20 protein-coding genes are annotated in these 24,482 nt (G+C 72.6%); 12 read left to right on the top strand and 8 right to left on the bottom strand.

Annotation, left to right across the window (positions count from 1 at the left end; genetic code table 11):
• Positions 1-7 precede the first annotated feature (7 nt).
• A complete protein-coding gene (locus QSK21_RS00845) occupies positions 8-1,660 on the bottom strand; it encodes an amidohydrolase (protein ID WP_285692767.1) in 1,653 nt (550 codons plus the stop codon).
• A 184-nt stretch (positions 1,661-1,844) separates the two neighbouring features.
• Here QSK21_RS00845 and QSK21_RS00840 point away from each other — a divergent pair, with 184 nt between their 5' ends.
• Together QSK21_RS00840 and QSK21_RS00835 are read left to right on the top strand one after the other, a co-directional pair.
• Positions 1,845-2,531 (top strand): rhodanese-like domain-containing protein, encoded by a 687-nt coding sequence (locus QSK21_RS00840; RefSeq protein WP_285692766.1) that lies wholly within the window; start codon positions 1,845-1,847, stop codon positions 2,529-2,531.
• A gap of 84 nt (positions 2,532-2,615) precedes the next feature.
• Positions 2,616-2,945 carry a DUF2795 domain-containing protein gene (locus QSK21_RS00835; RefSeq protein ID WP_285692764.1) on the top strand — a complete coding sequence of 110 codons (330 nt, stop codon included), beginning with the start codon at positions 2,616-2,618 and terminating at the stop codon, positions 2,943-2,945.
• A 9-nt stretch (positions 2,946-2,954) separates the two neighbouring features.
• Here the strand turns inward: QSK21_RS00835 and QSK21_RS00830 are convergent, their stop codons facing one another.
• Genes QSK21_RS00830 through QSK21_RS00810 form a run of 5 tightly spaced genes read right to left on the bottom strand, consistent with a single transcriptional unit; the run spans position 2,955 to position 8,320 of the window.
• Positions 2,955-4,280 (bottom strand): LLM class flavin-dependent oxidoreductase, encoded by a 1,326-nt coding sequence (locus tag QSK21_RS00830; protein ID WP_285692762.1) that lies wholly within the window; start codon positions 4,278-4,280, stop codon positions 2,955-2,957.
• The gene (locus QSK21_RS00825) at positions 4,264-5,031 is read right to left on the bottom strand and encodes an ABC transporter ATP-binding protein (protein ID WP_285692761.1); all 768 of its coding nucleotides are present in this window, start codon (positions 5,029-5,031) and stop codon (positions 4,264-4,266) included. Before QSK21_RS00825 ends, QSK21_RS00830 begins: the two co-directional genes overlap by 17 nt.
• A complete protein-coding gene (locus tag QSK21_RS00820; protein WP_285692759.1) occupies positions 5,007-5,867 on the bottom strand; it encodes an ABC transporter permease in 861 nt (286 codons plus the stop codon). The genes QSK21_RS00825 and QSK21_RS00820 overlap by 25 nt, the downstream gene beginning before the upstream one ends.
• The gene (locus tag QSK21_RS00815) at positions 5,867-6,943 is read right to left on the bottom strand and encodes an ABC transporter substrate-binding protein (RefSeq protein WP_285692757.1); all 1,077 of its coding nucleotides are present in this window, start codon (positions 6,941-6,943) and stop codon (positions 5,867-5,869) included. The genes QSK21_RS00820 and QSK21_RS00815 overlap by 1 nt, the downstream gene beginning before the upstream one ends.
• Positions 6,944-6,973: 30 nt before the next feature.
• Complete coding sequence (locus QSK21_RS00810) at positions 6,974-8,320, bottom strand: LLM class flavin-dependent oxidoreductase (protein ID WP_285692756.1); 1,347 nt, start codon at positions 8,318-8,320, stop codon at positions 6,974-6,976.
• Between the two features lie 140 nt (positions 8,321-8,460).
• On the opposite strand from QSK21_RS00810, the gene QSK21_RS00805 reads away from it, so the two are divergent.
• Together QSK21_RS00805 and QSK21_RS00800 are read left to right on the top strand one after the other, a co-directional pair.
• Positions 8,461-8,631, top strand: a complete 171-nt coding sequence (locus QSK21_RS00805; protein ID WP_285692754.1) for a PrpF domain-containing protein — start codon at positions 8,461-8,463, stop codon at positions 8,629-8,631.
• Positions 8,628-9,581, top strand: coding sequence for a VOC family protein (locus tag QSK21_RS00800; protein ID WP_285692753.1), 954 nt, complete (start codon positions 8,628-8,630; stop codon positions 9,579-9,581). Before QSK21_RS00805 ends, QSK21_RS00800 begins: the two co-directional genes overlap by 4 nt.
• A 24-nt stretch (positions 9,582-9,605) precedes the next feature.
• Here the strand turns inward: QSK21_RS00800 and QSK21_RS00795 are convergent, their stop codons facing one another.
• The gene (locus QSK21_RS00795) at positions 9,606-15,092 is read right to left on the bottom strand and encodes an ATP-binding protein (RefSeq protein WP_285692751.1); all 5,487 of its coding nucleotides are present in this window, start codon (positions 15,090-15,092) and stop codon (positions 9,606-9,608) included.
• A 297-nt stretch (positions 15,093-15,389) separates the two neighbouring features.
• On the opposite strand from QSK21_RS00795, the gene QSK21_RS00790 reads away from it, so the two are divergent.
• Positions 15,390-16,967 (top strand): phytoene desaturase family protein, encoded by a 1,578-nt coding sequence (locus QSK21_RS00790; RefSeq protein ID WP_285692749.1) that lies wholly within the window; start codon positions 15,390-15,392, stop codon positions 16,965-16,967.
• Positions 16,968-17,157: 190 nt separating this feature from the next.
• A complete protein-coding gene (locus tag QSK21_RS00785) occupies positions 17,158-18,699 on the top strand; it encodes a M28 family metallopeptidase (protein WP_285692747.1) in 1,542 nt (513 codons plus the stop codon).
• Positions 18,700-18,935: 236 nt separating this feature from the next.
• Here the strand turns inward: QSK21_RS00785 and QSK21_RS00780 are convergent, their stop codons facing one another.
• Positions 18,936-20,252 (bottom strand): hypothetical protein, encoded by a 1,317-nt coding sequence (locus QSK21_RS00780; protein WP_285692745.1) that lies wholly within the window; start codon positions 20,250-20,252, stop codon positions 18,936-18,938.
• A gap of 67 nt (positions 20,253-20,319) precedes the next feature.
• Between QSK21_RS00780 and QSK21_RS00775 the strand changes: the two genes are divergently transcribed.
• The 6 genes from QSK21_RS00775 to QSK21_RS00750 are packed head-to-tail and all read left to right on the top strand — an operon-like array spanning position 20,320 to position 24,469.
• Positions 20,320-20,913 carry a TetR/AcrR family transcriptional regulator gene (locus QSK21_RS00775; RefSeq protein ID WP_285692743.1) on the top strand — a complete coding sequence of 198 codons (594 nt, stop codon included), beginning with the start codon at positions 20,320-20,322 and terminating at the stop codon, positions 20,911-20,913.
• 11 nt (positions 20,914-20,924) lie between these two features.
• A complete protein-coding gene (locus QSK21_RS00770) occupies positions 20,925-21,266 on the top strand; it encodes a hypothetical protein (RefSeq protein WP_285692740.1) in 342 nt (113 codons plus the stop codon).
• Positions 21,196-22,137 (top strand): cytochrome P450, encoded by a 942-nt coding sequence (locus QSK21_RS00765; protein WP_285692738.1) that lies wholly within the window; start codon positions 21,196-21,198, stop codon positions 22,135-22,137. The genes QSK21_RS00770 and QSK21_RS00765 overlap by 71 nt, the downstream gene beginning before the upstream one ends.
• Positions 22,138-22,158: 21 nt before the next feature.
• Positions 22,159-22,953 (top strand): SDR family oxidoreductase, encoded by a 795-nt coding sequence (locus QSK21_RS00760; RefSeq protein ID WP_285692736.1) that lies wholly within the window; start codon positions 22,159-22,161, stop codon positions 22,951-22,953.
• Positions 22,950-24,281 carry a lanosterol 14-alpha demethylase gene (gene cyp51, locus QSK21_RS00755; RefSeq protein ID WP_285692734.1) on the top strand — a complete coding sequence of 444 codons (1,332 nt, stop codon included), beginning with the start codon at positions 22,950-22,952 and terminating at the stop codon, positions 24,279-24,281. The genes QSK21_RS00760 and cyp51 overlap by 4 nt, the downstream gene beginning before the upstream one ends.
• Entirely contained in the window at positions 24,278-24,469 is a 192-nt protein-coding gene (locus QSK21_RS00750; RefSeq protein ID WP_285692732.1) for a ferredoxin, read from the top strand. The genes cyp51 and QSK21_RS00750 overlap by 4 nt, the downstream gene beginning before the upstream one ends.
• Positions 24,470-24,482: the final 13 nt, after the last annotated feature.

Here is a 24,482-nt window from a genome sequence, read left to right as displayed (position 1 = left end):
GCGGGCCTCAGCGGTGTGGTAGGGCGTCGTGGACGACCCGCCCGCCCACGACGGTCAGCACCGACCGGATCCGTTTCAGGCCCTCGTCGGGCACCTTCCGGTAGTCGTGGCTGAGCACGGCCAGGTCGCCGAACCTCCCCGGCTCGATCGACCCGGTCAGGTCCTCCTCCCTGGTGAACCAGCCGTTCTCCGCCGTGTACAGGCGCAGCACCTCGTCCCGGGTGATCTGCTGCCCGTCGTTGATCAGCTCGCCCCGGGCGTTCCTGCCGGTCGTCGCGTAGTACATGTGCAGCCACGGGTTCATCGGCGCGATCTGCATGCCGTCGGAGCTCATCCCCGCGTGGATGCCGCTGTCGAGGATCGTGCGGAACGGCGGTCCCGCGTTGCCCGCGGTGCCGGCCAGATAGCGCCAGCCGGTGAGGGACAGGCCGCCGCCGAGCGCCTTCAGCCGGCGGATCCACTCCTCGGTGATGAACGGGACATGGGCGATCGTCCAGCGCAGGTCCTTGATCGGGTACGTGGCGTTGATCGTCTCCCAGCCGGCGATCTCGGTCTGGAAGTCGTCCCTGGTCAGCGAGTGCACCTGGTTGATCCAGCCCGCCCGTGCCACCCGGTGGCCGGCGTCCAGCCAGACCTCGCCGAGGCCCGCGGCGGTGAACTCGCCGATGCCGACGACCTTCATCAGGTCGTCCCCGAACTCGGGGAACGCGTTGTTCAGCCGCGCCGTCAGCTCGGGCAGCTCGGGGTCCGACTCCAGATGCAGGAAGTTGATCCGCAGCCGGATCGACAGCCTGCCCTCGCGGCGCAGCGCCAGGAAGGCGTCGTAGGCGCGGTACCGGTCGAAGTGCGCCGCGCCGTCCGCCGAAGTGCCGGTCGAGGGGAAGCCGCCCTGGTCGAAGTGCGTGGTCACGCCGAGGCTCACGGCGTAGGCCATCGCCTCCAGGGTGCCGCGTTTCTGCTCCGCGAGCGTCTGGCCGCGCCGCAGCTCGAACAGCGCGTCCTGGGACGGCTGACCGGCCGCGATCGACCCGTCCGGCCCGACCGTCACGCCCCTGGACTCGAAGAAGGCGCGGCCGGCGCCGTTGGTCACCGACGGCCCGTTGAACCCGATCTGGAGGTAGACGGGACGGCCGGGCAGGACGGCGTCGATCTCGGCGAGCGTGGGCAGCCGCCGCTCGGCGAACTGGTTGGAATGGAACCCGCCGATCGTCGTGACGAACCGTCCCGCCGGGACGCGGGTGGCGCGCGCCTTGAGCGTGGCCAGCGCCTCGCCGATCGAGTACGCGTTCTCCAGCGGCGTGTGGAAGCCGGGCCGCAGCCCCATCAGCACGATGTGGTTGTGGTTGTCGATGATCCCCGGGACCACCGTGCGGCCCCTCAGATCGATCACCCGCATGCCCTTGGCGCGCGCCCGCAGGCCACGGCCCACCTCGGCGAACATGCCGTCCCTGATCAGGACGTCCGAGGCGATGGTGCCCCTGCGGTCCTGTGTGAGGATCCTGCCGTTCACCAGGGCCAGGTCCCCGGGCTCGTCCCGCCCGGAGGGCGGCCGGTCGTGGCCGCCGTGGCCTCCTGCCGCGTGCGCGGGGACGGCCGCCGCGCCGACCCCGGCGATCGCCGCCGCCCCCGATCCGAGCATCCCCCGGCGGGTCAGTGACACCGCTCTTCGCTGGTCCGAACGCACGAGCCGACACCGCCTCTCGCGGTCACCCATGGGCGCCCTGAGCGTACGTCGGTCTCCGCAGAGTGGGTACAGGTATTCCGCCCTATGAAAGAAGGGTCGCGGGACCGGGCCTGACGAGGGACGGCACGCATACCTCGGGTCGTGCGGGTAGGGGGTCGGCATGGTGCGCAACATCGACCGGCGAGGCGTGCAGGAGCTGGTCCGGGACCGGGACGCCCAGATCGTCGAGGTGCTGTCGAGAAGGCAGTACGAATGGGCGCATCTGCCCGGCGCGGTGCACCGTTCGCTCGCGAAACTGGACGTTCCGGAGGCGTGGGGCCTGGACCGGGCCCGCCCGGTGATCGTCTACTGCCAGGACCTGCAATGCGACCTGAGCCCGCGCGCCGCCCACCGGCTCGAACGCCTCGGCCACCCCGAGGTCTACGACTACGCCGCGGGGAAGCTGGACTGGCTGTCGGCCGACCTGCCGTACGAGGGGCACGCGGAGCTGGTCTCGCGCGTGGTGCGCCGCGACCCGGTGGTGGCGGCCCCCGAGGACCGGATGGGGGAGGTGGCCGACCGCGTCCTCGCCGACCCCGCCGGCGTGGCCCTGGTGGTGGACGCCTCCGGCGTCGTCCAGGGCGTGATCGGCGAACGGGAGCTGGCGGGCGCGCCGGACGAGGCGCCGGCCGAGCGGTTCATGAACCCGGCGGTCCCGACCGTGCGGCCGAGCGAGGACGCCGCCGACCTGATGCGCCGGGCGGACCGCGCCGGTCTCCACGAGATCGTCGTGACCCGCCCGGACGCGACCCCGGTCGGCATCGTCGCCACCGCGATCGCCCGCTCGCCCCGCTCCGGCCCCCGCTGAGCGCCCGCGCGTTTCGGCGGCCGGTCAGCGGGCAGGGTCAGCGCCGTGGCGGTCGGCGATCCAGCGACCGAGAGGACCAGGACGATGAGGGTCTCCGACACCCGCCGGATCGAGGAGATGCTGGGGGATCTCGCCTTTCCGGCGAGCAAGCAGCAGATCGTCGCGCACGCGCACTACCGGCGGCCCGGCTCCGCCGCCGAAAGGGCGCTCGCCGCCCTTCCGCTCGGCGACTACGACAACGTCGAACAGGTGCTGAGGTCCGTGCCCACCGAGCCGGATCCGGGACGCAGCCCGGCGGAGCGGGACTACCAGCGGACCCACCACAGGAAGCCGCTGCTGGCCGAGCACATGCGCGACAGCGAGGAACCACCCGTCCAGGAGGAGCTGCACAGGGAGCCGCGCCGGCGCGGGTAGCGGCACCGGTCACGGCCCGAAGACACGGTTGCGCGGCCGGGGCAGGTTGTAGTGGTCGCGCAGGGTCGTGCCCTCGTACTCCTTGCGGAACAGGCCGCGGCGCTGGAGTTCGGGCACCACGTGGTCGATGAAGTCGTCCAGGCCGCCCGGCAGGTGCGGGGGCATGATGTTGAACCCGTCGGCGGCGCCCGCCTCGGCCCACTGCTCGATCGTGTCGGCGATCTGCTCGGGCGTCCCGGTCACGACCAGGTGACCGCGCGCGCCCGCCAGCCGGTACAGCAGCTCCCGCAGGGTGGGACGTTCGCGCCGTACCAGGTCGGTGATGAGCTTGGCGCGGCTCTGCGGGCCCTGCACGTCCGACGGCTTCGGCAGCGCGTCCACCGAGAGGGGCTCGTCCAGCGGGATGCCGGACAGGTCGGCGCCGTCGAAACGGGCCGACAGGTGGCGCAGGCCGACCTCGGGGAGGGTCAGCTCGTTCAGCTCGCGCTCCAGCCGCCGCGCCTCCTCCTCGGTCGAGCCGATGATCGGGCTGAGCCCGGGCAGGATCCTCAGATGCCGGGGGTCGCGGCCTGCGGCGGATGCGCGGCGGCGGACGTCCGCGGCGAACTCGACCGCCTCGGCCATGTCCTGCTGCGCGGTGAAGATCGCCTCGGCGTGGTGCGCGGCGAACCTGCGCCCCTCCTCCGACGATCCGGCCTGCACGAGGACCGGGTGCCCCTGCGGCGGCCTCGGGACGGTCCCCGCGCCCTTCACGCGGTAGAACCTCCCCTCGAACCCGGCCTCCCTGATCTTGGCGGGGTCGGCGAAGCGTCCCGCGGCCTGGTCGTGCACGACCGCGTCGTCGGCCCAGCTGTCCCACAGCCGGGTGACGACCTCCATGTACTCGAACGCGCGGGCGTACCGCTCGTCGTGCGGGATGGGCCGGTCCAGGCCGAAGTTGGCGGCGGCGCCGACCGCCCACGAGGTGACGATGTTCCACCCGATCCGGCCATGGCTGATGTGGTCCAGCGAGGCGAGCTGCCGGGCCAGGTTGAACGGCTCGGTGTAGGTGGTGGACGCGGTCGCGATCAGCCCGATCCGCTCGGTGACGGTGGCCAGCGCCGCCAGCAACGTCAGCGGCTCCAGCCCGCCGCGCGGGCGGAACTCGGCGTCGCCGTTGCCCAGGACGAGCTGGTCGGCGAAGAACACCGAGTCCAGCAGCCCCTCCTCGGCGCGGCGCGCCAGCGACTGGAAGTAGGCGACGTCGGTGACCGCGGCGGTGGTGGAGCGGGGATGCCGCCAGGCCGCCTCGTGATGGCCGTGACCGACCACGAAGACGTTAAGGTGCAGCGACATCGCGGCCGTCCTTTCTGGTGATTCCCAGCCCTTCGAGCAGGGTCCTTCGGATGGTCAGGAAGTCGGGGTGCTCGTGGTCCCGGGGTTTGGCGAGCCCGACGGGCAGGTCCACGCGGATGCGGCCCTCGTCCAGCACCAGGACGCGGTCGGCGAGCGTGATCGCCTCGTCCACGTCGTGCGTGACCAGCAGCACGGCGGGACGGTGCCGCGCGCACAGGTCGGCCAGCAGGGCGTGCATGCGGATCCGGGTCAGCGCGTCCAGCGCGCCGAACGGCTCGTCGGCCAGCAGCAGGGCCGGTTCCCGTACGAGGGAACGCGCCAGCGCGACGCGCTGCTGCTCGCCGCCCGACAGCATCCTGGGCCAGGCGCGTTCCCGGCCCGCCAGGCCCACGTCGGCCAGCGCCGCCCGGCCGCGCGCCGCGGCGTCGGGGGAGTCGAGCCCCAGCACCACGTTGTCCAGCACCCGCGCCCACGGCAGCAGCCGCGAGTCCTGGAACATCACCGAGCGGTTCTCGGGGACCTCGAGGCGGCCGTCGCCGTCGACGTCCGGGTCGAGGCGTGCCAGGGCGCGCAGCAGCGTGCTCTTGCCCGAGCCGCTCCGCCCGATCAGCGCGACGAACTCGCCCGGCGCGATCTCCAGGTCGATCGCGTCCAGCACCGTGCGCTCCCCGTAGCGGCGGGTCAGTCCCGAGATGGTGACGACGGCCCCGGCCGTCGTGGACCCGGTCACGCTCCCAGCGACGTCCGCCATGACAGCGCCCTCCTCTCCGCGAGGCGCACGAGACCGTCGGAGAGCAGACCCATCGTGGCGTAGATGACCAGGCCGACCACGATGATGTCGGTCTGGCCGTAGTCGCGGGCCTTGGTCATCACGTAGCCGATGCCCTCGGTCGCGTTGATCTGCTCCAGCACGACCAGCGCCGTCCACGACATCGTGACCGCCAGCCGCAGGCCGGTGAAGAAGCCGGGCAGCGCCCCCGGCAGCGCCACCCTGCGGATGACCTGCCATCGGGACAGGTGCACGGTGAAGGCCAGCTCGACGTACCGGTAGTCGATGCCGCGCAGGGCCGCGTGCGTGTTGATGTAGACCGGCACCAGCACGCTGAGCGTGATCAGCGTGATCTTCATGGTCTCGCCGATGCCGAGCCACAGGATCGCCAGCGGGATCAGCGCCAGTGTCGGGATGGCCCGCTTGATCTGCACCAGTCCGTCCACCGCGGCCTCCCCGGCGCGCGACAGTCCCGACAGCAGCGCCAGGACCGTGCCCAGCAGCACGCCGCAGGCCAGGGCGGTGCCCGCGCGGCGCGCCGAGGCCAGCAGGTGCCCGACCAGCTCGCCGTCCGCGAACATCTGGGCTCCGGTGCGCAGGGCCGTGCTCGGCGCCGCGAGCTGCCGCGGGTCGAGCAGCCCGGTGCTGGACGCGACCTGCCACACCACCAGGACCACGACCGGGCCCAGCAGCCGTGCCGCGCCCAGCGGGCGGCGCGACGCCGGCCGCACCGTGCGCTTCGGCCGCCGCCGTGCGTCCGGCGCGGACGCGCCGCCCTGTTCCTGCCGCGCGGTGGTGCCCGATGCGGTCAGCGCCATCAGGATCCGCCTCCCGCGTCCGGTGTCCGGCCCGCGCCCGCGCTCGCCGCCGCCTCCTGGATCACCGGGTCGAAGCGGGTGTCGATCGCCTCCTTGGCCTGGAGCCGCTTGGGCAGGTCACCGGCCTCGAAGAGGAGGTCGATGGTCCGCTGCTGGCGGGCGATGAGGGCCTGGTCGAGCTTGGGGAAGGTGAACGTGCCCTGGCTGCGGATCATGGCCTGGCCGTCGGCGGGGGACAGCTTCTGGTTCTTCACCACGTAGGCGTCGATCCAGGCGTCCGGGTTCTTGTTGACCCACGCCTGCGCGCGGACCCAGTGCCGTACGTACTCGGCGATGGCCGCCGCCTTCGCCGGGTCCCGCAGCGCCTCGCGCCGCGCGTACAGGTACCACAGCCCGGTGGCCAGGCCCGCGGTCTCCGACTCGGGGAGCCCGGTGCCGCCGCGGCTCCGGTACTCGGTGATGTAGCGCGTGTAGTGCGGCTCGTTGAGCGGCGCGGCGTCCACCTGCCGGTTGCGGATGGCGTCGGGGAAGTCGGCCGCCTTCAGCGGCACCAGCGTGACGTCCTTCTTGGTCAGGCCCGCCTTCTTGAGCGCGCGCAGGATGTAGGGCTGGCGGCCGGTGCCCTCCCCGTAGGCGATCTTCTTGCCCTTGAGGTCGCGGAGCGTCCTGATGTTCGCGCCCGGCGCGATGGCCAGGTGGTAGTCGAAGGGCCGCTCCTGGCGGGCCGCGATGATCGGGACGTCCACGCCCGCGGCCTGCGCCTGGATCGGCGGCGTGTCGGCGACCACCGCCAGATCGATCGCGTCGCCGCGGAACGCCTCCAGGATGGACGGGCCGCCGAGGAAGTTGGCGTACTTGACCTTGGCCTTCATCCGGCCGAGCTCGCCCGACGCCCGCATGAGCACCTGGTCCTGTTCGTTCTGGTCGCCGAAGACGATCTCCGCACCGGCCGGGACGGCGGTGGGCAGCGGCGCGTCGGCCGCGAGCTCACCGCCCTCGTCCCCACCGCATCCGGTCAGGACCAGCGGCAACGCGAGGACGAGCGCGAGCACCGCGCGAGGGGATCGGTTGAACATCTTCTGGGGCTCTTCCTTCTCCAGTGGTGGTCAGCGGGCCGCCGTGGCCCGGGACGCGTAGCGGCTCTCGGGACGGGGCAGGCCGTAGTGCTCGCGAAGCGTCGAGCCGGTGTAGCCGGTCCGGAACAGGCCCCGGCGCCGCAGCTCGGGGATGACCTGGTCGATGAACAGCTCCAGGCCGCCCGGCAGGTAGGGCGCCATGATGTTGAAGCCGTCCGCGGCGCCCGCCTCGAACCAGGTCTGGATGTGGTCGGCGATCTGCTCGGGCGTCCCGGCGACGACCTTGTGGCCGCGGGCGCCGGCGAGCCGTTGCAGGAGCCTGCGCACGGTCGGCCGTTCGCGCCGCACGATGTCGGCGACCAGCGCGCGCCGGCTCTTGCTGGTCTCCACCCCGTCGCCGGTCAGCAGGCCGGGCGGGACGGGGTCGTCCAGCGGGACGCCGGACAGGTCGACGCCGGCCAGCCGCCGCAACGTGAGCAGGCCGTACTCGGGGACGGCCAGCGCGTCCAGCTCCTCCTTGCGGGCCAGCGCCGCCGCCTCGGTGTCGCCGATCACCGGGCTCAGGCCGGGCAGGATCCTGAGGTGGCCGGGGTCGCGGCCCAGCGCCGCGGCGCGGCGGCGCACGTCGGCGGCGAACGCGAGCGCCTGGTCCAGGTCCTGCTGCGCGGTGAAGACGGCCTCGGCGTGGCGGGCGGCGAAGTCGCGCCCGTCCTCCGACGAGCCCGCCTGCACGAGGACGGGCCATCCTTGGGGGGAACGCGGCACGTTCAGCGGCCCGCGCACGCGCAGCAGCGGTCCCTCGTGCTCGATGGCGTGGACCTTGTCCGGGTCGGCGTAGACGCCCGCGTCCCGGTCGCCGACGATCGCGTCGTCCTCCCAGCTGTCCCACAGCTTGGTGACCACGTCGACGAACTCGTCCGCGCGCACGTAGCGGTCGTGGTGCGCGGGCTGCTCGGCGAACCCGAAGTTGGCGGCGGCGCCGGTGGCGGAGGAGGTGACGATGTTCCAGCCGGCCCGCCCGCCGCTGATGTGGTCCACGGACGCGAACTGCCGGGCCAGGTTGTAGGGCTCGGAGTAGGTGGTGGACGCGGTCGCGATCAGCCCGATCCGCTCGGTGGCCACGGCGATCGCGGCCAGCAGCGTCAGCGGCTCGGGACGGCGTATCGGCTGGTAGCGGATGTCCTCGGTGAGGGAGAGCGCGTCGGCGAAGAACACCGAGTCCAGCGCGCCGCGCTCGGCGAGCCGGGCGACCTCCTGGAAGTAGCGCACGTCGGTGAGGCGGGCCGGGTCCGTCTCCGGATGTCGCCAGGCCGCCTCGTGGTGACCCACGCCCTGGATGAAGGCGTTCAGGTGCAGCCGTCGCCCGCCACCGGCCATCGCGATCCTCCTCCCATGATCTCTAGTTAACAGACTATACATACCATTTTTATCGGAAACAGCATTGCGGTCTGTGGTGGGCGTCTCGCACGATCCCGATTGTCCTTCACATTGTCGACAATCTCGCGTACGGTCCCGGTGTGGATGTCACGAGCCGTCCCGGTGGCGCCGGAGTGCGGTGCGCGCTCATGCGCGGCGGCACGTCCAAGGGCGCCTTCTTCCTGGCCGGCGACCTGCCCGCCGCGACGGGCACCGTCTTCCCCGGTCCGCACCGAACCGAAGACCGAACCGAATCAGGAGCGCCCACATGACCGCACCTTGGGGGGACATCGCCCACCTCGGCCACGTCGAGCTGCTCACCCCCGACCTGGACGGCACCGTCTGGTTCTTCACCGACATCCTGGGCCTGGTGGAGACCGGCCGCGAGGGGTCGTCGGTCCACCTGCGGACCTTCGACGACTACGAGCTGACCAGCCTGATCGTGACGGGCCATTCCACCTCGGGGATCCGGCGCACCGCGTTCCGCGCCGGCGGCCCCGAGGCGCTGGAAAGGCGGGCCGAGGCCATCCGCGCCGCGGGGCACGAGGGCACCTGGGTGAAGGGCGACGCCGGCACCGGGCGGACGTTCCTCACCACGGATCCGGACGGGCACGAGCTGGCCCTCTACTTCGAGACCGAGCGCTACCAGGCGCCCGACGACCTGCGGCCGGGCCTGAAGAACCAGCCCCAGGCCAAGCCCAACCGGGGCATCGGGGTACGCCGGCTCGACCACGTCAACTACCTCGCCGCCGACGTGCTGGAGTGCGCCGAGTACATGCAGAACCTGCTCGGCGCCAAGCCCACCGAGCAGATCAGGATGGACTCCGGGCGGATCGCGGCGCGCTGGATGACCTTCACCAACAAGTCCTACGACGTGGTCTACACCGAGGACTGGACGGGGTCGAACGGGCGGCTGCACCACATCGCGTTCGCCACCGACACCCGCGAGGAGATCCTGCGCGCCGCCGACCTGTGCCTCGACAAGGGCGTCCACATCGAGACCGGCCCCCACAAGCACGCGATCCAGCAGACGTTCTTCCTCTACGTGTGGGAGCCGGGCGGCAACAGGATCGAACTGTGCAACCCGCTGACCCGGCTCGTGCTGGCACCCGACTGGGAGCTCATCACCTGGACGGAGGAGGAGCGCAAGAAGGGCCAGGCGTGGGGCCTGAAGACCATCGAGACCTTCCACACGCACGGCACGCCGCCGGTCGGCGAGTAGGGCGGCGACCGGCGGCGGGAGCCGTCAGCGCAGGCGGGACTCGATGGCCTCGATGATGCGCGGGCGCAGCTCGGCGGCGCTGACGACGGCGTCGACGGAGCCGACCTCGACCGCGCGCCGGATGTCGTGGACGCGGTCGAACTCGGTGGCGACCTCGCCGAGCTTCTCCGCACGCACCGAGGCGCGCAGCTCGTCCAGCTCCGCGGTCAGCGTCGCGCGGTCGGCGCCCGACGCCGCCGTGACACGGGCCTCCAGGTCCCGCACCCGCGGGTCGGCCGCAGTACGGGCGTCGACCTCGCCGGAGAACACCACCGCGGCGGCGGGGGCGCCGCCGAGCACCGAGGCGAACGAGCCCTCCAGCGCCAGCACCGTCATGTTCGGGTTCAGCGCCTTGGAGAACACCACGAACGCGCCGCCGTGGTACCGGGAGATCACGCAGAACACGATGGGCCCGCGGAAGTTCACGATCGCCCGGCCGATCTCGGCGCCGTACTCCAGTTGCAGCTTGCGCATCGACTCCGGCGAGCCGTCGAAGCCCGACAGGTTCGCCAGCACCACGAGGGGCCGGTTGCCGCTGGCCGCGTTGATGGCCCGCGCCGCCTTCTTGGACGACTGCGGGAACAGCGTGCCCGCGGTGTAGGCGTCCGGGCCGTCGGTGGGCGGGAAGCCGCGTCGCGGCACCGACCGCGACTCGATGCCGAGCAGGCACACCGGCATGCCGCCCAGGTGCACGTCCTGCACCACGGCCGTCTCCGCGTCCGCCATCCCGGCCCAGCGTTCCAGCACCGGGTGGTCCTGGTCGGACAGCGCCCGCATCACGGTGCGGATGTCGAACGGCTTCTTGCGGTCCGGGTTGGCCTCGGCGGAGAAGATCTCGCCGACGGTGGTGAACTCGCTGCCCTCCACGGCGTGCGGGAAGTCGCGGATGTCGCGGTCGACGGGGTCGGACGTGCGGGCGCGGCGCGGCCCGTCCTCGCCGGGCACGACGTAGGTGTGGTCGTAGTGCGCCATCAGCACGTCCCGCGCCGCGGCCAGGTTCGGCGCCCAGTACTGCGCCTGCCCGTTCGGGCCCATCACCCGGTCGTAGCCGCCGATGCCGAAGTTGTCCTCGGCCGACACGCCGCCGGAGAAGTCCAGCGACTGCTTGCCGGTGAGCACCATCGCCGAGTCCGGCGTCATCACCAGGATGCCCCTGGTGTGCATGAGCATCGTCGCCTCGGCGTTCCAGTACGGCTGCGCGCCGACGTTGATGCCCGCGACGACGACGTTGATCTCGCCGCCCGCCTGGGTGAACTCGACGATCCGCTTGAGCGCCGCGGCCACCCAGTCCATGTTCTCGGTGCCGGAGTCCATGGAGATCCGGGCGCCGGCCGACAGCGCGTACCACTCCAGCGGCACCCGCATCCGCTCGGCCAGGTCCAGCGCGGCGATCACGCGACGGCACTCCGGCTCCGCCAGTGCCCCGAGCGACCTGGTCGGGTCGCCGAGCAGCACGACCCGGGTGACGCCGTCCGGATGCCGCCGGGTCCTGGTGGTGACCACGCCCGCGACGATCCCCGCGGTGTTGCGCCCCTTGGGACGGTCGACCGGGACCAGCGCGTTCCGGTCGTCCAGGTCGTGCTCGGTGAAGTCGCCGAGCAGGCCGGTCAGCTCGTACGGGTACACGGTGTTGCGGGCGCTCGCGCGCAGCACCTTCTGCCGGTAGCCGTCCACCGGCTCGACCGGCGCGTCCGACGGCTCGCCGACGATCACCTCGGCTCCGCCGGTGGCGTCGAAGGTGATCCGCACGGCGATCTTGTGCAGCTCGCCGGTCCTGCCGTCGCGCTGCCGGGCGATGAACTCGATCTCCTCAAGGCCGGCGCCCGCGGTCGTCGGCAGGATCCGCTCGACCAGCGTGTCCAGCTCGGCCCGGGTGATGCGGCTCGGCGGCCACACGTAGATCACGATCCGGTTGGTGGTGAAGCGGGCCTTGGACGGCCGCCGCGACTGCGCGCGGCGGATCGAGTCGAGGCAGGTGGCGACGGTGTTCTCGGCGGTCGGCAGCGCGACCAGCCTGCCGTCGTGCTCGCGCAGCTCGGTCAGGTCCCGCACCTGCGCGAACGCCACGAGACGGTCGTCGGACGGGTTCTCCCGCGCCACGCACCGGAACAGGTAGACCTCCTCGTCGGAGGACGGCAGCCGGGTGAGGTCGAACTTGCTCAGCCGGTGCATCCGCATCCGCTCCGCGATGTACGGGTGCAGGCCGCGGATCAGCCGTTCCTCCGCCATCCCGGTGGGGGACGGGCGGAAGGTGAAGTGGTGGTGCATCACCGCGCCGCTCCGGCCCGCGACGGTGGCGGTGAGCCTGCGGACCCGCTCCGGCAGCGGATGCGCGTTGATGACCTCGTGCAGCGCGGCGGCCATCGCGTCGAAGTCCTCCGGCTGCCGCTCCCAGGAGAGATAGATGTCGGCGTCCGTGTCGGCGTCGACGGCGTCCTGTCCGCCCGCGAGTTCCGCCAGGCCGTCCAAAGCCCGTCCCAGCGACTCGAAGCCGACCGCGGCCGACACCACGCACGACCCCGCGCGTTCGGCGACCACGAACCTGCATCCGGCGACCTCGCTGGTGCGGACGCCCGTGAGGTCCTTGTTGCCGTAGTACCGGCGGGTCAGCACCTCCAGCATGACCGAGTTGTCCCGGTCGTGGCGGACCAGCCGCTGGCCCAGCAGCCGCACCAGCGGCTCGGTGCTGCGCACCATCTCGGCGATGCGCTCGGCGCGGTCCGGCGCGTCCGGGTGCGCGTCCAGGTGGCGCAGATGCTTGCGGACGTCGGCGTACACGCGGGCGCGGTTGCGGCGCAGCAGCGGCTGGGCGAACCAGGCGAACACCACGCCCCGCGCCAGGTCGGAGACCACGGGGAAGCGGACCTGCGTCGCCGCCACCAGCCGTTCCAGCATCAGACCCACGGGCTCGTGCAGCGTGTGGTCCGGTGGCGGCTCCCGCAGCCACGCGCGCAGCAGCGTCGTGACGACCGTGGCGTCGGTGGACGCGCGCTGCAGGGCCAGGAAGATCCGGAAGACCGCGGCCTCCAGCTCCGGGGTGCGTTCGAGCTCCGTGACGCCGTAGTGCGCGAGCGCCTTGGCGAGCCTGGCCTGGAACGCCTCCGGCAGCCCGGCCCGCTCGACGTCCAGGCTTTGCAGGTAGGTGTGGAAGTGCTCGCGGTCACTGTGCACATGGCCGTCGCCGCCGCCGTCCTCCCCGGCGGGCCGGTTGCGGCTCAGCTCGGCCAGGTCGGTGAAGGCCTCGACCAGCGCCAGCTCGTCGGCCAGCGGCCGGTGGCCCTCGTCGGCGGACGCCCGGCGGGCGTCCAGATACTCCTCCAGCACCCGGCGCTCGTCGTGTGGATCGACGTCGAAGCCCAGCAGCAGGCTGCGCAGATCCTCCCGGCCGCGCGCGGCCCGCGCCCGCGCCGGGATCGCCGCGGGCGCCGCGGGCAGGTCCAGCTCGACCGCCCCGGCCGCCGCGCTCTCCTCGGCCCCCGCGTCGTCGGCGACCGCCTCCAGCCGCAGCAGTGGAGCGCCGGTCTCCACCTGGCTGCCCACCGACACGGCGCATTCCTTGAGCCGGGCCTTGAACGGCGCGCGCAGCACCGTCTCCATCTTCATGCTCTCCAGCACCAGCACCGGCGCGCCCGCCTCGACCTCGGCGCCGACCTCCACCGGCGTGGCGACCACCAGCGCCGGCGCGGGGGACCGGACGACGCCGCCCTCGTCCTGGCTGACCTGGTGCGTCACTCCGTCCACCTCGATCAGGTGGATCGGCCCGTGCCGGCCGGCGAGCAGGCGGTGCCGGCTGTCGTTGACGACGATCTGCCCGCTGTGCCGGTCGAAACGGTCCAGCTCGACATCCGCCGTGCGCATGCCCCCGTCGGCGCCGTCCCCGGTCTCGATGCCGACGCGGAACCGGTGCGCGCCGACCCGCGCCACGCGCACGCGGTAGGCGGCGCCGCGCAGCTTGAGGTCCAGCGGCCGACCGCTCTCGTGCTGGACCTGCGGGCGTCCGCCGAACGCCGTCGACAGCAGCCGCTGCCGCTCGGCGCGCTCCTCCTCCTCGTACACCGCGATGGCGGCGGCGGCCAGGGCCACGCCGGAGTGCCGGTCGGAGACCAGGCGGCCCTCGTCGCGGACGCGGTCGATCCAGCCGGTGTCCGCGGAGGCGTCGATCACCTCGGGCCGGCCGAGCAGGTCGAGCACGAAGCTCTTGTTGGTGGCCCCGCCCTCGATGATCACCGTGGTCTGCGCCATGGCCCGGCGCAGCCGGCCCAGCGCCTCCTCGCGGTCGCGGCCATGGGCGATGATCTTCGCGATCATCGAGTCGAAGTCGGCGGGGATGGTGTCGCCCTCGCGTACGCCGGTGTCCACCCGGATGCCGGGCCCGGCGGGCAGGTCGAGCCGCGCGATCCGCCCGGGGGAGGGCGCGAAGTCGCGGTCGGGGTCCTCGGCGTTCAGCCGGGCCTCGACGGCGTGCCCGCGCTCCACCGGCGGCTCCCCTTCGAGCCGCCCGCCGGCCGCCACGTGTAGCTGCGCCTTGACCAGGTCGAAGCCCGTGGTGACCTCGGTGATCGGGTGCTCGACCTGGAGCCGGGTGTTGACCTCCAGGAACGCGAACAGCCGCTCGCCCGGGTGGTAGAGGAACTCGACGGTCGCCGCGCCCCGGTAGCCGACCGCCACCGCCAGCCGCTCGGCGGACGCCTTCAGCTCGGCCGCCTGCTCCGGGCTCAGCACGGGCGACGCCGACTCCTCGATGACCTTCTGGTTGCGCCGCTGCACCGAGCAGTCGCGCACGCCCAGCGCCCACGCCGTCCCCTGCCCGTCCGCGATCACCTGCACCTCGACATGCCGGGCGCCGGTGACCAGCCGTTCCAGGAACACCACGCCGCTGCCGAACGCCCGCGCCGCCTCCTGGCTGGTGCGCTCGTAGGCGTCGGCCAGCTCCGCCTCGCTCCTGATCACCCGGATGCCGCGCCCGCCGCCGCCCGCGGTCGCCTTCAGCATCAGCGGGTAGCCGATCCGGGACGCCGCCGCCAGCGCGGCGTCCAGGTTCTCGACCGCGCCCCGGCTCCACGGCGCGACCGGCACTCCCACCTCCTCGGCGAGCAGCTTCGCGCCGATCTTGTCGCCGAGTCGGCGCATGGCGTCCGCGTCCGGGCCGACGAAGGTGACCCCGATCTCCTCGCACAGCTCGGCGAAGGCCGGGTCCTCCGCGACGAACCCCCAGCCGACCCATGCCGCGTCCGCCCCGGTCTCCACCAGGGCGCGCTCCAGCACCTTCAGGTCCAGGTACGGGCGCGCCGCCGCCGGGCCGAGATCGTAGGAGAGGTCGGCCTCCCGCACGAAGGCGGCCGAGCGGTCGACGTCGGTGTGCAGGGCGACGGTCTCGATCCGGTTCCCGGTCTCCGCGGCGATGTCCCGTACGGCGTGGATCAGCCGCATGGCGGCCTCACCGCGGTTGACGATGGCGACACGACTGAACACCGGCCGAGTCCTCCTCAAGATCAACGATGGGTGCGCGCCGCGACACGGCGACCCCGGCGGTCTCAACCCTCCCGCCTGACCGGCCGTCCGCGCCATGTCGGGGACAGCGCAGGCTGGGCACCCCCACTTTGTGGGAAACGTCCAAAAGCCCGAGCCCCTCCGCCGCGCCCGGCGGGTGGTCCAAGCCGCCGTCCATGGCCACCGTCATGCATCTATCGCAAACTTCCCATAGGGGACGCACACGGCTCACGGACCACCTCACCCCCGCTCGCGGGACGGACGACCAGGGAGACGGCGATGAGCACGGCTGACGACAGGCGACACACCGGCGTGCCCGACGAGGTGGACGCCGTCATTATCGGTGCGGGGCACAACGGTCTGGTGTGCGCCGGCTATCTGGCCGCGGCGGGGCTCGAAGTGCTCGTGCTGGAGGCGCGGGACGTTCCCGGCGGCGACACGGTGACCGAGGAGCTGACGCTGCCGGGGTTCGCCCACGACTCGTGCTCCAGCGCGCACGTGCTGATCCAGTCGAACCCGCTGATCAGGGACGACGAGCTCGGGCTGCTGTCGGCGTACGGGCTCCGGTACGTGATGACCGACCCCGCGGTGGTCCTTCCGCAGGCCGACGGGGACGCGCTGGTCATGCATCGCGATGTGGGCGCGACCGCGGAGGAGATCGCGCGCTGGTCCACGGCGGACGCGGAGTCCTTCAGGACCCTTCTGGACGAGTGGTCGCACGGGCTGGCCGCCGTCCATGCCCGGTGGAACTCCAACCTGCCGCTGCGGGACGACGACGCCTCCAGGCGCTACCGGGAGCTGCGTGCCAGGAGCGCCTGGGACGTGGTGCACGAGCGCTTCACCCATCCGGTGATCCGCTCGTTCATGCTGTGGCTGGCGCTGGCGACCATCCAGGATCCGCGCCGTCCCGGCACGGGGGTGCTCCCCTCGTCGATCGCCGCGGGGCGCGTCGCCTTCGGGTGGACGACTCCGATCGGCGGCTCGTCCGCGCTGCCGGAGGCGCTGATCCGGCAGATCGAGGCCCACGGGGGTCGGGTCGTGTGCTCCGCCCCGGTGTCGGCCATCGACGTGGTGAACGGCAGGGCCGTCGCGGTCCGGACCGGCGACGGGCGGAGGGTGAGAGCGCGCCGGGCGGTGGTGTCCAGCGCGCACCTGGCGAAGCTGGCGGACATGCTCGGCGGCATCGACGTCCCCTCCGACCTGGCCGAGGCCCGGGACACCTGGCGGCCCGGCCTCAGCGTCTTCGCCGTCCACGCCGCGCTCCGAGGCGACCTCGGCTTCCACACCCGCAAGGGGCCGATGCGGAGCGTCGCGGCCGGGTTCGGCACCGCCGAGGGCATCGCGCGGCAGATGGCGGCCTTCCATCGCGGTGAGCCCGACGCGACCGATCCGTGGTTGCTCGTCGTCGACCAGACCGTGGTCGACCCCGACAGGGCGCCCGGGGACGCCGCCACGTTCAAGATCCTCACCATCGCGCCGTACGAGCGCGCTGACGGGCGCTCGTGGGAGGAGAGCAAGGACGAGCACGCGGAGGCGCTGGTCGGTCTGGTCCGCGCGCGCAGCGACGGACTGGAGCCGGGGGACGTCCTCGCGCTCAGGGCCGAGTCACCGGTCGACGTCGCCGCCCACAACACGCACAACCTCGGCGGTTCTTGCCATGGCGGCGAGTTCCTCACCCCCGCCGGGGAGGTGATCCCCGGCTGGACCTCGTACCGGACCTCCGTTCCCGGGCTGTTCCTGACGGGCGCGACCACGCATCCGGGCGGCTCGGTGTCGGGTCGTCCCGGACGCAACACCGCGCGGACGGTGCTCACCGACCTCGGGATCGACCCGGAAACGGTGATGGGCCCGATCTGACGGCGCCGCGGCTCGTCCCGTGCGGGCACTACTCAATCCAGCACATCCGGCATATTGCAATAAATGCCAAATTTGCTATTTGGCCGTGAGTGGCCATGAGTGCGGCATTGATCCGTTTGTGGGCGTTACGTTCGCCTGGACGCGCGTCGGGGGCGTGTTGTGCGCGTTCCGCTACTGACGAAGGAGTCGTATGCGCATCCACCGTCGCAGGCGCGCCACCCTCGCCGGCGCGCTGGCCGTGGCCTTGGCCGCGCCGATGGCGGTCGCCGGTCCGGCGGAGGCCCGAGGCCACTCGCCGGACGAGGTCTTCGCCCGGCTGCTGGTCAAGAAGGTCTCCGGCAAGAACGTCCACAAGCACCTGCAAGCCTTCCAGGCGATCGCCGACGCCAACGGCGGCAACCGGTCGGCCGGATCGCCGGGCTACGACGCCTCCCGCGACTACGTGGCGAGCAAGCTGCGGCGCGCCGGGTACAAGGTGCAGTTGCAGCCGATCAACTTCGTGCGGGACTGGAGCGAGAACACCCCGCCGGTTCTCGAACAGCGCTCGCCGAACGCCAAGGCGTACACGCCGGGCACCGACTTCGTCACCTTCGAGCCCTCGCCGCCCGGCGACGTCACCGCCGAGGTCCAGGGCGTGGACCTGACGCTCCCGCCGACGCCGGAGCCGAGCTCGACCAGCGGCTGCGAGGCGGCGGACTTCGACGGGTTCGTGGCCGGTCGCATCGCGCTGATCCAGCGCGGCACCTGCCCGTTCGTCAACAAGGTGCAGAACGCCAAGGCCGCCGGGGCCTCGGGCATCATCGTCTTCAACGAGGGTCAGCCCGGCCGCACCGACCCGTCCCCGCTGGACATCGGCGAGTGGCGGGCCGGGATCCCGATGGTCTTCTCCAGCTTCGCGGTCGGCAACGAGCTGGCGAGCACCCCGGGCGCCACGGTACGGCTCAAGGTGGACTCCAACCTGGTGCTGGGGACCAACCACAACGTCATCGCCGAGACCCGTGGCGGCGACTCCCGCAACGTGGTGATGGTCGGCGCCCACCTCGACGGCGTCCCCGAAGGACCCGGGATCAACGACAACGGCTCGGGCAGCGCGGCGATCCTTGAGACCGCGCTCCAGATGAGCAGGTTCCCGGTGCGCAACAAGGTGCGGTTCGCGTTCTGGGCCGCCGAGGAGATCGGGCTGCTCGGCTCGGACCAGTACGTCGGCTCCCTGTCCCAGGAGCAACGGGACCGCATCCGGCTGTACCTGAACTTCGACATGGTCGCCTCGCCGAACTACGCCATCAAGCTGTACGACGGCGACGACTCCGACGCGACCGGCTCCCCGGCGGGCCCGCCCGGATCGGCGCAGATCGAGGCGCAACTGGAGAGGTTCTTCGACCGCCGCGGCCTCGGGCACGTGGGCACCGACTTCGACGGCCGGTCCGACTACGGCCCGTTCATCGCGATCGGCATCCCGGCGGGCGGCATCTTCACCGGTGCCGAGACCTTCAAGACGCCGGCCGAGGCCGCGCTGTTCGGCGGCACCGCGGGCGTCGCGTACGACGTCTGCTACCACCAGGCGTGCGACGGCCTCGCCAACATCAACCGGACGGCGCTGGACGTCAACTCCGACGCGATCGCCGACTCCACCGCGCGCTACGCGTTCAGCACCAAGGGCATCCCCTCCCGCAAGAGCCCCCTGGCCGCCCGGATCGCGGGCGGAGCCGCGGGGGCTGACGCGGCACGCTGATCCACCGCGCGGGGGTGAGCGGCCGGAGAACGCGGCCGCTCACCCCCGCGTCGCTTGTGGGCGCTTCCTTGGAGCGACCCTGCCGCCAGTACACCCACGCCAGGTCGAGCCGTGCCAGCGCTTCGGCGGCCTTGTCGCCCCGGCGCCGCGCGGCGTCCGGCCACGCCGTGGCAACGGCGGCGTCCCGCAAGGGCACCGCCCGCGGGCCGGCCCTGGGGGTGATCGGTCCCTGCGGCTCAGTCCTCGCGCGGCGGCCGACGGCGGCGGAACACGAAGGACGCTCCGCCGCTGAGCTTGGCCAGCCGTACCTCGGGCGGCTCCGGCGCGGGCTCGGTGTCCGGGTCGACGGTCACCTCGACGGCCAGGCGCTCGCCCGGCCGCGGTTCGGCGCGCCGTGCCCGGGCGCGCGGGTCGGCGCCTTGGACGAGGGCGCCGAAGGCGTCCATGCCCGCGGGGGCGCCGTCGAGGTGGCCGAGCCAGGTGAGCCCATCGGGCTCCCTGGTCATCGGGCAGTCGCGGAGGGCGAACCGCAGCCGGTCGGGGGAGAGCGGCTCGCAGACGGCGTCGACGTACCCGGCCGGCGCCACCATCGGGTGGACCTGGAGCAGCCGGCCGACGCCCGCCGCCCCGCCGCCGATCCGCAGGGCGCGGCACAGCCGCTGTGAGGTCAGCCCGCCGAGGCCGGCCAGCATCCGCGGCTTGAGCTCCCGTACGCGCTCGGTGCCGAACCGCCGGCCCACGGCGATCAGGAAGCTGCGGAACAGCAGGTGGCTCTGGAGGGCGATCTCGCCCAGCGCCGTCCGCAGCGCCGTGTGGGACAGGTCCTCGAACTCGAAGAGGGGATCGAAGTCCCCGCTGTAGTCGGGTCGGCCTCCGGTGTCCGCGCCCGCGACGGGCTCGGGCCGGGGGAGCGTGACGGTGGCCGCGAGGGAGGCCGCGACGAGAGGCAGGTTCTCGTGCTGTCGGGCGGGCGGGCCGTCGCCGATCTCCACCGTCCATCGGCAGTGCGGCCGGCGCCCGGGCGGCACGCGGGGCGGCCGGTGGACGGGACGCACCTTGGCGTGCGGGTTGGTGGCACCCGCGGTCGCGTCGAACGTGGGGTCCTCGATGGTGTGGCACATGCCGCGCACGAACTCCTCGCCCATCGGCTCGACGTCCAGCAGCGCCCCGCACGAGGCGAGGAAGAACTCGCCCTTGGACGGTCCGTGCAGCCGGTAGCGGAAGTCGAGGAACTGGTGCGGGGCGCCGATGTCGAGCTGCATGTTCTTGAAGATCACGTCCACCCCGCCGTCCCGTCCTCCGGGCCGGGCCGGTCCGAAGCCGAGGGCGCGCTGCATGCGGAGCGAGTAGACCGGGCTCGCGGCCATCCACTCGTCGATGGCGACCTGCTGCATCGTCTCCCGGTCGCAGTGTTCGAGCAGCAGCGGCATGCCGACGCGGTCTTGCAGGTGCCCGTGCAGCAGCCACTCGCGGCCGAGGACGCACAGGTCCTCCCGGCCGAGCCGGTCGATCGTGAACGTGGGGTCGAACCCGCCGGCGGCACCGGTGTCCATCGAGCCCTCCCTCGGCGACCAAGCTAGCGCTTGCCTATACGTCCATCCTGAACTACTGTCTGGACACATGTCCAGCGATGTGCTGACGGAGTCCACCCGGCGCCGGCTGACCGGCCGCCGCGCCGACACCGTGCGGCGGCTGACCGAGGCCGCCGTCGAGGAGCTGCGCGAGACCGGCTTCGACGGGCTGACCGTCCGCAACGTGGCGCGCCGCGCCGGGGTCGCGCCGGCCACCGCCTACACCTACTTCTCGTCCAAGAACCACCTCGTCGCCGAGGTGTTCTGGCGGCGCCTCACCGCGCTCCCCGAGGTCGCGCCCGCACCGGGCGGGCCGCGCGAGCGGGTCGCCGCGGTGCTGCGCGAGATCACCCTGCTCGTCGCGGACGAGCCGGAGCTGGCCGCCGCCTGCACGCTCGCGATGCTCGGCAGCGACCCCGACGTCCGGGAGCTGCGGACGCGGATCGGCCTGACCATCCGCCGTCGCTTCAAGGCGGCGCTGGGCGACGGGGCGGACGGTGCCGGCGTCCCAGCGGACACCGGCCGCGTCCTGGACGCGCTGATGTTCGCCTACGCCGGAGCCCTTGTCCACGCGGGCATGGGGCACACGTCCTACACGCAGGTCGCCGACCGGCTCACCAACGTGGCCGAGCTCTTCCTCTGAGGTGGTGACCCGTGGCAGCTCCGCCGGACGCCTTCCACGACGAGGTCTCCTACGACCCGTACGACTACGCGATCCACGAGGACCCCTATCCCACGTACCGGCGGCTTCGCGCCGAGGCCCCGCTCTACCGCAACGACGAGCTCGACTTCTGGGCCATCTCCCGCCACGCCGACGTGGCCGCCGCGTTCCGGGATCACGAGCGGTACTCCAGCGCCAACGGCGTCTCCCTCGACCCCAGCGCCTGGGGGCCCGGCCGCGCACCGCACGATGTCGTTCCTGGCCATGGACCCGCCCGAGCACACCCGCATGCGCGCCCTGGTCTCGAAGGGCTTCACGCCACGGCGGGTCCGTGAGCTGGAGGGCGAGATCCTGCGGCTGACGCGCCGCTACCTCCTTCCCGCCCTGGACGGGGACGGGTTCGAGGTGGTCTCCGACTTCGCGGGCAGGCTTCCCATGGACGTCGTCTCCGATCTGATGGGCGTCCCCGAGTCCGACCGGGACGAGCTGCGCAGGCTCGCCGACCTCGTGGTGCACCGCGAGGAGGGCCTGAACGACATCCCCCCGGCGGGCATGGAGGCGGCGCTGACGCTGGCCGCCTACTACCAGGACCTGGTCGCCGAGCGCCGCCGCAGGCCGGGCGACGACCTGACCTCGGCGCTGGTGACGGCGCGGGACGGCGGCGACAGGCTGACCGACCAGGAGATCGTCGCGTTCCTGTTCCTGATGGTCGTGGCCGGCAACGAGACCACCACCAAGCTGATCGCCAACGCGCTCTACTGGGGCCGGCGCAACCCGGAGCAGGCCGCCCGGCCGCTGAACGACCCCGCGTGGGTGCCCGCGTGGATCGAGGAGACGCTGCGGTACGACACCTCCAGCCAGATGATCGTCCGTACCGTCGCCAGGGACACCGAGCTGCACGGGCGGGTCGTGCCCGCCGGGCACCGGATGCTCCTGCTCGTCGGCTCGGCCAACCGCGACGAACGGGTCTTCCCGGAACCGGACGTCTACGACCTCGAACGGGACACCTCCGCGCTCATCAGCTTCGGCGGCGGCCGGCACTACTGCCTCGGAGCCAACCTGGCCCGGCTGGAGGCCCGCGTCGCGCTGACCGAGTTCGTCCGGAACGTGCGCGCGTACGACCTGGACGAGGACAACGCCGTTCGCGTCCACTCCATCAACGTCCGCGGCTTCGCCGCCCTGCCCATCTCCGTCTCTCCCCGCTGACCCCCGGGAGCTGGTGCCGCGATGCGCTTCGAACCCCACCCCGAACGACGTCCCGCGTTGGTGACCGGCGCCTCCTCCGGGATCGGCGCCGCCACCGCACGGCTGCTCGCCGCCGAGGGCCACCCGGTCGCGCTCGGCGCCCGCCGCGTGGAGCGCTGCGAGGAGATCGCCGCCGAGATCCGCAAGGACGGCGGCGAGGCCGTCGCCCTCCCGCTGGACGTCGGCGACTCCCGCTCGGTCGCCTCCTTCGTGTCCGACGCCGCCGACGCGCTCGGCCCCCCGGAGATCGTCGTCTCCGGGGCGGGCGACCTGGACGCCAGCCGGGTCCACGAGCTGGACCCCGAGGAGTTCGCCGCGCAGGTCCAGGTCCATCTGGTGGGCGCGCACCGGCTGGTGTCCCAGGTGGTGCCCGGCATGGTGGCACGGCGGCGCGGGGACGTGGTGTTCGTGTCGTCCGATGTCGTCCGGATGCCGCGCACCCGGATGGGCGCGTACGTGGCGGCGAAGAACGGCCTGGAGGGCATGGCGCGCGCCCTGTGGATGGAGCTGGAGGGCACCGGTGTGCGCGCGTCGGTGGTCCGTCCCGGCCCGACCTGGACGGGGATGGGCATGACCTGGGACGCCGAGACCACCAGCGCCGTCCTGGAGGAGTGGGTGACCTGGGGCATCGCCCGGCACCCGTACTTCCTGCGGCCGGAGGACGTCGCCCGGGTGATCGTCATGGTCGTGCGGACCCCGCGTGGCACCCATCTCACCCTCGTCGAGGTCGAGCCCGAGAAGAAGGTCGACGCCGCGGAAGGGGAGGAGGCCCGGTGAAGCGCCCCGCCCTGGTCTCCGGTGGCCCCGACCACCTGGACGAGCTGCGCCGCGACCCGATCGGGCTGATGCGCCGGGTCCGCGAGGAGTGCGGGGACGTGGGGGAGTTCCGGCTGGGCGGGCGGCCCGTGGTGCTGCTGTCGGGTGAGAAGGCCAACGAGTTCTTCTTCCGCGCGCCCGACGAGGAGCTGGACCAGGCCGAGGCGTACCCGTTCATGACGCCGATCTTCGGGGAGGGCGTGGTGTTCGACGCCACCCCCGAGCAGCGCCGGGAGGCCCTGCACAACCAGGCGCTGAAGGGTTCCTACCTCAAGGGCCACGCCGCCACGATCGCCGCCGAGGTGGACCGGATGGTCGCCGGATGGGGCGGGTCGGGCGAGATCGACCTGCTGGACTGGTTCGCCGAGCTGACCATCTACACCTCCTCGGCCTGCCTGATCGGGCGCAAGTTCCGCGAGCAGCTCGACCGGCGCTTCGCCGAGCTGTACCACGACCTGGAGCGCGGCACCGACGCGATCGCCTACGTGGACCCGTACGCCGACATCGAGAGCTTCCGCCGCCGCGACCGGGCGCGGGCGGGCCTGGTCGAGCTGGTGCGGGGGATCATGGAGTCGCGCGACCCGCACCCGCCCAAGGACGAGCGGGACCTGCTGGACGTCCTGATGTCGATCCGGGACGAGGACGGCGGGCCCAGGTTCTCCGCCGACCAGATCACCGGCATGTTCATCTCGATGATGTTCGCCGGGCACCACACCAGCTCGGGGACGGCCGCCTGGACGCTGATCGAGCTGCTGCGCCACCCGCGGGTGCTGGAGGGCGTGGTCGCCGAGCTGGACGCCCTCTACGCGGACGGGTCCGAGGTCAGCTTCCAGGCGCTCCGCGAGATCCCGCGGCTGGAGGCTGCGATCAAGGAGGCGCTGCGGCTGCATCCGCCGCTGATCCTGCTGCTGCGCGTCGCCAAGTCCGACCAGGAGGTGCTCGGCCACGCCATTCCCGCCGGGACGATGGTGGGCTGCAGCGTCGCGGTGTCCAACCGGATCGCGGAGGACTTCCCCGACCCCGACGCCTACCGTCCCGAGCGGTACGCGGCGGGCCGCGAGGAGGATCTGCTGCACCGCTGGACCTGGATCCCGTTCGGCGCCGGGCGGCACCGCTGCGTGGGCGCCAACTTCGCCATGATCCAGCTCAAGGCGATCTTCTCGGTGCTGCTGCGGGACTGGGAGTTCGAGCCGGCGCAGGATCCTTCGACCTACCGTAACGACCACTCCACGATGGTCGTCCAGCTCGCCCGCCCCTGCCGGGTCCGGTACCGCAGGAGGCGTCCATGAGGATCGAGGCCGACCTGGACCTGTGCCAGGGGCACGCGATGTGCGAGCTGGAGGCCCCCGGCGTCTTCGAGGTCCCCCGCAAGGGCAAGGTCCGCGTCCTCGAACCCGACCCGGACGAGTCGGCCCGCGCCGAAGTGGAGGCGGCCGTCCGCGAATGCCCGACCCGAGCCCTGAAACTCACCCCCTGAACCCCCTCACCCG

Origin of the sequence: Actinomadura sp. NBRC 104412, assembly GCF_030269515.1 — a bacterium.
Taxonomy (GTDB): domain Bacteria; phylum Actinomycetota; class Actinomycetes; order Streptosporangiales; family Streptosporangiaceae; genus Spirillospora.
Note: the sequence above shows the minus strand (reverse complement) of the source record. Positions and strands in the feature narration are given on the sequence as shown.